Source organism: Dapis purpurea BLCC-M126 (assembly GCF_050015975.1).
Classification (GTDB): domain Bacteria; phylum Cyanobacteriota; class Cyanobacteriia; order Cyanobacteriales; family Microcoleaceae; genus Trichodesmium.
Map to the genome: position 1 here is coordinate 1 of NZ_JBNHER010000063.1, position 5,918 is coordinate 5,918.

A 5,918-nucleotide genomic window follows, 5' to 3' on the forward strand; every position below is an offset into this window, starting at 1 on the left:
TAGATAGGGCTGAAGCCCTACTACAAACAAAAACTTTATTATAAGTGATTATCCACAATTCGTAGCTCCCCCGGAGGGGGCACATGATATTAGCGCATTTTATACTACTTTTAATCTTACAAATTGACGTGCGGAATGTCGGTTTTTAATTATCGGAGATGTCTACTGATGACAACGTTCCAGATAAATCTGAGCAACCCGATCGCCTTGATAATATTCTAAACATTCTTGAAATAAACTCCCTGCTTGTTCAAATAACTCTTGATGAAATAACAAGATTGCCCTTTCAAACTTCTGTTTCGTCCTGATTTTTACATCCCGTAATTCTGTCGGATCGGCAGAAAAGACTTCAAATAAAGCAACCGCTTTAGCTTTTCCTTTTGCTTTGACTTGACCAATAAATCGCAAATCGTATTCTAAGGGATTACTTAAGCTTGTAAAAGTTTTCTCGGTAATAAACAGGGAAACTCCATAAGTTTTGGTTAACCCTTCCACTCTTGAAGAGAGGTTCACCGCATCTCCAATCGCTGTTCCATCCATACGGCCAAATCCGCCTACAGTACCCAACATTAATAATCCTGTATGTAAACCAATACCTATACGCACAGGTTGAAGCTGATTTTCTTGTCGAAATAAATTATATTTTTTCAATTCTTCCAACATGGCTATCGCCCCTTGCAGTGCATCATCAGCAGAATTTGGAAACAAAGCCATAATGGCATCACCAATATATTTATCAATAAACCCACCATGAGCTTGAATTTGGGGTTCCATATAACCCAGATATTCATTAATAAAAGCAAAGTTTTGCGCTGGGGTCATCTGTTCGGAGATAGTAGTAAAATCGCGAATATCAGAGAACAATACCGTCATTTCCCGTTCCACTTGATCTCCAAGTTTCACATCCACAATGCTGTTTTTGTCTAAAAAGCTGAGAAACTGAGCCGGAACAAAGCGCTCATAAGCCTGGTTTAATTTAGTTATATTGTTATATAGTTGGGCATTTTCTAATGAAATTGCTGCTTGAGTAGCAATAGTTCGTAACAGTGCCATGCGCTCTCTGGTAAAAGCTCCGGTACTCAGGTTATTTTCTAGATAAATAATACCCTTAAATTTACCTTGATTGATTAAAGGAGTGCAAGCAATGGACTGACATTGATATTTTTGAATGTAGGTATCGTCAGTAAAATTACCTTCACGAGTAGCATTGTTCAAAACAATCGTTTTACCAGTACGGGCAACATAATACACAATTTTTGACGCCACCATTGGAAATTCAGATAGAGGAATAGACTGCAATACCGAAACTTTCTCTGAGTAATCTTCCTTCGTTGCTTCAATAAACAAACTTTCCCCATGAGCCAAAATTAATATTCCTCGTTGGGCTCCTGCATTTTCAATAAGAAGATCCATTAAAGTTGCCAGCAATTTTTCCAAAACAATCTCACTAGAAATGGCAGTCGTAGATTTAATCACTGTAGCTAAATCTAAAAATTCACTATCATTAGAACTGCTTGTACCTTGAAACCATGTAGCCTGAGAGGTTTTGTTCTTGGAATTTTTAGACAATTGAGGATAGTTTTTTTCTAGGTGCCTAACTTTGGCTATTGCTCCCCATTGGCTATAGCAGTAATGTGCTTCTCTCATGTAAACGGAAGCAATTTTTTCCTGCTGCCAGTCAAGATAAAATTTAGCTGCCAGTTCATTTGCCAGAGCTTCCTCTTGAAGATATTTATTTTCTTTTGCTCCTAATATTGCCTTGTCATATAGCTCTATTGCTTCTCCTTTTTTTCCTAATACTCGACACTTTTCTGCCTCCACTAAATCTACTTTATGTTGGTAATTCATCGCAGCAGACTCTGCCCATTGCTGTTTTAGTTGCCTTTGATTTTCTGCCACTCGTTCCATCACCTCTGAGACCTCCTTTTTCCTTCCACTCACCCTTGCTAACGACATCAAAGAATCATAAAAATAAAACACTGGTTGAGTTACCAGTCCTGGAGATGCCAGCACATACCCTTTTATTTCTTCTACATCCTTTTCAATAGATTCTATTTCTTCAAACAGATAACACAGCATCATCTTATATAAGTAAAAAAATGATAACCCTAATGAATCATTCCCAGACACCATTTTCGCTCTAAATTCCCCCTCTTGCTCTGGATTTTCAGATAAAATAGTTGGGTATTTAGAAATTCCTAGTAAGTTTAATGTTGAGAGCCAACAACTGCGACACCAATTCGCTGCTACCAATTGATTCAATTGGACTAACCCATCAAAGTAAGTATGAGCTGCCTGTTTCAAGGCAGCCAGGGGTTGACTACACCAAAAAGATTGTAAACAAAAACCATGAGCATTATAGCCAGCAAATTCCAAATTTCCTACTTCTAAACCTATTCCATAACCTTCTTGTAAAGGAGAGAGGGTTTCTTTGATGTGAGATTTATAATGTATGAGAAAGAACATAACAATATGTATTGCCAATGGTTTTACCTCTTTTAAATCCAGTTTGGATACTACCTGTAGTGCGAGTTGACCAAACTTGACCGCGACATCTACATCTTGTAATACACTACAAGCAACGATACCATAGCAGGAATAAGCAAAGGGAGAAGACCGAGTATTTCCATATTGAATAGATAGTTTGACTGACAATGCTACCAATAATGGAAATAAGGGAGAACCAGAAAGGTAAGTAGCTGGCATAACACTATTCGCAATCTCCACAATGGCAATTTTTTCTCGATCCTCCATCATTGGCAATTCGACCAAATTTTCTATTTCTGTATCGCCAATCAGTCGGTAAATTTCGGAAACTGCCTCTTTAATATTATCCTGTGTAGGTTTTTTGGGAAAAGTGACACCTAATTGTCCTAAAAATTGTTGGGCAGTAGCAATTGCTTCTTTTGGTGGATATTGGGTGTTATATGCTTGTATTCTAATTCGGTAAACATTCACTTGTTCTGGTAATGAGGAAGTATTGGCAATAACGATCTCAATTAACTGTTCCATGACATCAAATTCACAACACAGAAAAGCTAATTCCACTCCTAATTCATAGAATTCTAGAGTCATTTCATATTGCCTAGACCAAGCATTTTCTCCCAACAATGATAACCCAATGCTGGCATATTCACGACCTGCTTGATAAGCATTGGCAGCTCTAGCTTTACGACAGGCAAGCAAGTTAAGTTGAGCTACTTCATCTCGCTTGGTTTGTTGACTAATTAAAGCTGTTCCATAATTGAGTTGATTGACGAGTTCAAAAATCCTTTCTTCTTTGGCTTCTGGAGACATCTTTTGTAACAGAAGTTGTCCGATATGATAATGGGTCTCGTTTTTTTTCTCATCAGGAATTAGAGCATAAGCAGCTTGCTGAATGCGATCGTGACTGAATTTAAAAGATTGAATTAAAAGATTTTCATCCAATTCTGACTGGGGTAAAATTAAGTTCCGGTCAAGAGCAATTTTTAATAACTCAAAAGTTTCTTTGCCAGATTTTTTTCCCACCCAGGTCATAGTTTTTAAGTCAAATTCTGCTCCCAAATAAGCAGCAATGGATAAAATTTCTTGGCTTAATTTGGGTAGTTTTTGCAGCTTGCCCACCATCAATTCCACAACATTATCCGTAAATCTCCTATTTTTTATCGTCTTTATATTCCATTCCCACACCCTTGATTTATGATTAAATTTTAGTAATTTTTCGCTATATAATGCCTGTAAAAATTCATTAATAAAGAAAGGATTTCCTCCTGTTTTTGCCCTTACTAATAAAGCTAAATCACAAACTTTTTCAGGATTCTGCTTCAAAGTATCACCGATTATACAAGCAATTTGATATATAGGTAATTTTTTTAACTTAATTTTATTAATTAGTGCCTGGTTTTGCTTCAGCTTTTTCAGAGAAATAGCCAACGGATGACTTGCCAACACTTCATTATCCCGATAAGCTCCTAACAGTAACAGATATTTGGTTGTTCCTGCTACTAATAGCTGTTCAATTAATGTTAAAGTTGCTATATCTGCCCATTGTAAATCATCGATAAATATAGTTAATGGATGCTCAGAATCGCAGAAACAACCAAGAAAATCACTAAATACCAGGTTAAAACGATTTTGTGCTTCATTGCCTCCTAATATGAAAACTGGAGGTTGTTTCCCGATAATTAATTCTACTTCGGGAATCACATCAATAATTACTTGTCCGTTATTTCCTAATGCTTCCAATAATTTTTCTCGCCAGATCTGTAACCTAGCTTTACTTTCCCCCAATAATTGCCCAATCAATCCGCGAAAAGCTGTGACAATTGCCGAATAAGGAATATTCTTTTGAAATTGGTCAAATTTGCCAGAGATAAAATAACCTCTATATTCGGTTATGGGTTTGAAAAGTTCTTGTACCAGAGATGATTTACCAATCCCAGAATAACCGCTCACTAACATCAGTTCCACTTTTCCCGTTTCGACAACCCTCTTAAATGCTGCCAGTAAAGTTTCTATTTCTTTTTCCCTACCATAAAGTTTTTGGGGAATTTGGAAGCGGTTGGAAATATCTTGTTGACCTAATGGGAAGGCATTAATCTTCCCTGTTGCGTCTAGTTGTCGGTGACATTCTTCTAAATCTACTTTTAACCCATAAGCACTTTGATAGCGGTCTTCTGCATTTTTCGCCATCAACTTCATCACAATATCTATCACTACAGAGGGAATTTCTGTTTCGCTCATGATTACCTTACCAACAGTTGAAGACAGAGATTTGGCATTTTGGGCTTTCAATTTCATCATAATATCTGCCAACACAGAGGGAATTTTTGTCTGGTCTTTTTGTGATTGACTAATAATTGAAGGAGGGGATTTAGCAATGTGGGAATGAACTAACTCTAAAGGATCTGAACTTTCAAAGGGCACTTTTCCCGTTAACATTTCATAGAAAGTTACTCCCAAAGAATAAAAATCTGAGCGATAATCCAAACCCCGATTCATTCTTCCTGTTTGTTCTGGGGAAATGTAAGTTAGAGTACCTTCTAGTACATTAGGATTTTTCAGGGTTGGGTTTTCTCGACTAAGTTGGGTGGCAATACCAAAGTCAATAATTTTTAGTTCTTTAGTTTTGGGGTTAAAAACAATATTGTCGGGATTAATATCTTTATGAATAACATTTTGAGCATGAATTTGTCCGATAATCTCGGTAATTGCGATCGCCAGGACTAAAAATTCTGAAGGGCATAAATTTTTATGCTCCTTTAGCCATCGTTTTAAGGATATTCCTCCAAAGTCTTCAAAAACGATTGCATAGCTTCTTTGCCATTCTTCTATACTATAAGCTTTGATAACACCAGGAGATTCTAATTGGCAAGTGAGATAATATTCCTGTTTGTAGCGTCGAATTTGTTCGGAGGTTGGATAGTCTTGGTTAAGAAATTTGAGGATGACGGGTTGGGGTTCATTGAGTTTGGCAGTAGCTGTATCGCTAACTCTTCGAGCACGATAAACTATGGAGTTCGCACTCTTATGAATTTCAATAAAATCCTGATATCCAGCAAGATTAACCATAAAAATAACGAAGGAGAAAGTTAGGCACTTTATTTATTCTAATGCAGTCGAGTTAATTCGGAAATAATTTCTATCCTTAGAAACTATTTGTTCAATGAAAGTTATAGCAGTTTTCATTAATATAGAGTACAGAGATTTAGGTTTAAAGGAAGAAGAAAGAAGGCTTTAGTTATCTAGGAGAGAAGGAAGAAGTTTTGTAGTCTACCTTTGTGAAAACCCCTATAAATCTTTGTGTAGTAGAGCGCCCAGACTAAAATTGTGGGTAAAGGTAAAGGTTGTCTTCAATACTTCTCTGAAAATTCCCTTATACATTTTACAGCGGTTTTCATATTAATAAACCACAATGATACTGACTCCTTACTCCT

General features: G+C 36.7%; 1 protein-coding gene. It reads right to left on the minus strand.

Going from position 1 to position 5,918, the window contains the following annotated elements; genetic code table 11:
* Positions 1-162: 162 nt before the first annotated feature.
* The gene (locus ACP6PL_RS05885) at positions 163-5,553 is read right to left on the minus strand and encodes an AAA family ATPase (protein WP_426543515.1); all 5,391 of its coding nucleotides are present in this window, start codon (positions 5,551-5,553) and stop codon (positions 163-165) included.
* Positions 5,554-5,918 lie beyond the last annotated feature (365 nt).